2 protein-coding genes are annotated in these 2,992 nt (G+C 65.1%); one reads left to right on the top strand and one right to left on the bottom strand.

The features are described from left to right. Positions 1–134 precede the first annotated feature (134 nt). A complete protein-coding gene (locus EN939_RS24300) occupies positions 135–1,643 on the bottom strand; it encodes a glucosamine inositolphosphorylceramide transferase family protein (protein ID WP_127270228.1) in 1,509 nt (502 codons plus the stop codon). Positions 1,644–1,891: 248 nt separating this feature from the next. Here EN939_RS24300 and EN939_RS39280 point away from each other — a divergent pair. Continuing rightward, the coding region (locus EN939_RS39280) for a GumC family protein (protein WP_245473156.1) at positions 1,892–2,992 on the top strand (1,101 nt) is incomplete at its 3' end.

Below are 2,992 nucleotides of genomic sequence, written 5' to 3'. Positions count from 1 at the left end.
CCTCTGAGATACTCATTTTGCTGCCCTTTCTGGTGGCAACTGCACGTTTCACAATCTCCGGTAGAAAATATCTTCCGGAGCTAAATCAACCGCAAGCAACCGGAGCGCGTGCCTGGTAGTAACCAATGTTTAGGTTAATCGCGGGTCCGCTGCTTCCAGCGCGGTGCGATCGCCGAGCCATCGATGAACTCAAAGCCGCCAGCCTCGTTGAGCGTGTGAAGTTTACGCCCGCTCCATAGCGCACCTGGATTTAAGATGGTTTCAACGACCTGCTCCATGCCGATCAAATCAAGGTGAGAAATGCGTGCGATGCCAAGCGCCGCGCCATAGCTCCTGCGGCAGTCCTGCACCGGGCGCAGCAGGTCGTTGCCGCGCCTGACCATGCGGCCGGCCGGCCGCGCCGAGGCAATGTCGATCAGCACGGGATTTTTGGGATGCGGCGTCCAGGGGCCGCGAAAATTCGGCGCCGACCATAGGTGCAGCGCGTCGGAGAAGGCGCCGCCACCGTCGCGGACGGTGGCGAACAGCCACCAGGCGCCGCCATGCTCGACAAGCGTGGCGTCGCTGGCCACGACACCGGACAGAAGCGTCGCCTCCTTGACCCATCCACCGGGGAAGGCGGTGGCCCGGTAGAGATCGACGGTGCCGTTGGCGCAGCTTTCCGGCACCATCCAGACCTCGCCGTCGCGCTCGAAGACGAAGGGGTAGGAGAGATGGTAGGGCAGATCCAGCACCGGTTCAGGTCGTCCGAGCGGGCCTGCCGGGCCGAAGGGCACGGCGGAGATGATGGCTTTGCCGAGCCGGTGGATATAGTCCTCGACGAACAGGGTCAGCTGGCCCTGGTAGAGGATGGGAAACGGATCGGCGTAGAAGCGGCTGCCATCGTCCGGCAGCTCTTGCCAACCCGACGCCGGATGGGCACGCAGGTCGAACAGATCGGAGCCCCCGGTTTGCCGCCAGCCGACCTTCCAATGCGGCGCGTTGTAGCAAAGGTGATAGATCTTCTGGACGATCCGCCGCGCCAGCGCCTTGCCGGCTCTGACCCCAAGCTTGCCGGCCGAGGGCATTGGCGGCGGGCTGCCTGCCTGCGCCGGCTCTGGCAGATCGGGCACCGACTTTGCCGCGCCTGACATGGCAGCGACGATCAGGCTTGCTGTGCGCGCCAGCATATCCTGGAAGGACGCCAGCGCGATGCCGCCATATTCTGTGCCCAGACGCCCGGCCGCGATCGCAACGCCGTTCTCCTCGATGCGGGCAAGTGGCGTGCGGCCGGCGAGGATCGAGGCCAGCAAGGCCGCTTCGCCGCTGGCGCCGTCATAGGTGACGTGCCAGACGCGTGTGCTTTCCAGCCTGACATCGCCGCAGAGGTCGATGACCAGGTCGGGCGAAGCGGGGGACTGCCGATAGGGCGCGAGCGCCGAAAGCGGCACACGCTTGGCCAGTCCATCATGGGCCAGTCCATCATGGGGCAGTCCGTGGATCGCCGTTTCGAGTTGAAACAGGGCTGCGGCGCTGCGCGGAATGCCGCCGCCCGCCGGCCTGACATCGACGGACAGTTCGTCGCCGAGCGCGGCAAGGCGCTCCAGCAGCGTGAGATGAAAGGCGCGGACGCAGTCGCCGTCCAGGCGTAGACTTATCTGCATGGTGGAGGCCCGAAAACGCGGTGCCCGGCCTTGCCGGCCAGGCCGGTCCGGTCAAATTGTAACCCCATCTGCATCCGTCTCCGCTCGCCGCGTAACCAACACCCCGATATGTATATTTTTAAGCAAACCGCGTGCCAAAATTCACGTCACCTCTCAACATAATTAACAATGTTTTAACAGTTGGAGGAATAGCTAGGTTAGCGCCGCAACTGACCTTGCCGGCATATGGAGTATTGTCGGAGGCAGCCATGCAATCATCCCTGCCCATGGTTCCTCAGCAACACTCTCCGGATGCGGCACGCGCGGGATCATACGCAGCTTCGACTGTCGAACTGGGCGACCTGAAGCGCATCCTGGTGCGCCGCCGGTTCTGGATCTTCGGCACTGTCGCACTGCTGACGCTGGTCGCCCTTCTCTACGGTCTTTTCACGCCCGCGCTCTACAGCTCGGCGGCGGAAATCCTCATCGATCCGCAGGACCTGCAGGTGGTCACCAACGACGTCAATCCCAGCCGTATCTCACCCGATGGCGGCATCACGCAGGTCGAGAGCCAGGTCAGCGTGGTCCAGTCGACAGGCGTGCTGATGCGGGCGATCGCGGCGACAAACCTGACGCAGGATCCGGAATTCAACGGGCAGGGCTTGCTGTCGCGCCTGCTCGGTTCGGCATCGGCCGAAGGCGACAGGTCGGTGCAGACACTCGACGCGCTGCGCCGGCGCCTGGCGGTGAAGCGGGCCGACAAGGTCCTGGTCCTCGACGTCATCGTCACCGCCAAGAGCGCCGACAAGGCCGCCCTCCTGGCCAACGCCATCGCGCAGGCCTACCTGGTCGATCAGGCGAGCGCGCGCGCGAAAATGGCCAGGGACGCCTCCGAGTCGATCACCGCCCGGCTGGACGAGCAGCGCAAACGCGTCCAGCAGGCCGAGAATGCCGTCGAGGCCTATAAGTCCGCCAACAACATGGTGATGGCGGCAGGGAACCTGGTCAGCGACCAGGAACTGACCGAGATCAACACGCAGCTTGCGGCGGCGCAGAGCCGCACCGCGGCGCTGAAGGCGCAGGTCGACCAGATGCGCCGGCAGAGCGGCACGGCGGACGCAACCTCGGAGGCGATGCGTTCGGCGGTGATCTCGAGCCTGCGGGCACAGGAGGCGACGCTGGTCGACCAGGTCTCGCAGCTCGGCACGGAGCTGGGGCCGCGTCATCCTTCGCTGATCGCAGCCCAGCAGCAGCTGCGCGACACGCGCCAGCTGATCGCGCGCGAGCTCGGCCGCATCGCCACCGCCACCGAGACGGACTACGAACGGGCGCTGGCCAACCAGCAGGCGCTGGAAGCCAAGGTCGCCGGC

This window comes from Mesorhizobium sp. M7A.F.Ca.CA.002.05.1.1, assembly GCF_003998335.1.
Classification (GTDB): domain Bacteria; phylum Pseudomonadota; class Alphaproteobacteria; order Rhizobiales; family Rhizobiaceae; genus Mesorhizobium.
This window is presented reverse-complemented; position numbering and strand designations above follow the sequence as displayed.

Excerpts from the sequence above, each read along its gene's own strand:
- EN939_RS24300 (WP_127270228.1), bottom strand. The coding sequence starts at position 1,643 with ATGCAGATAAGTCTACGCCTGGACGGCGACTGCGTCCGCGCCTTTCAT.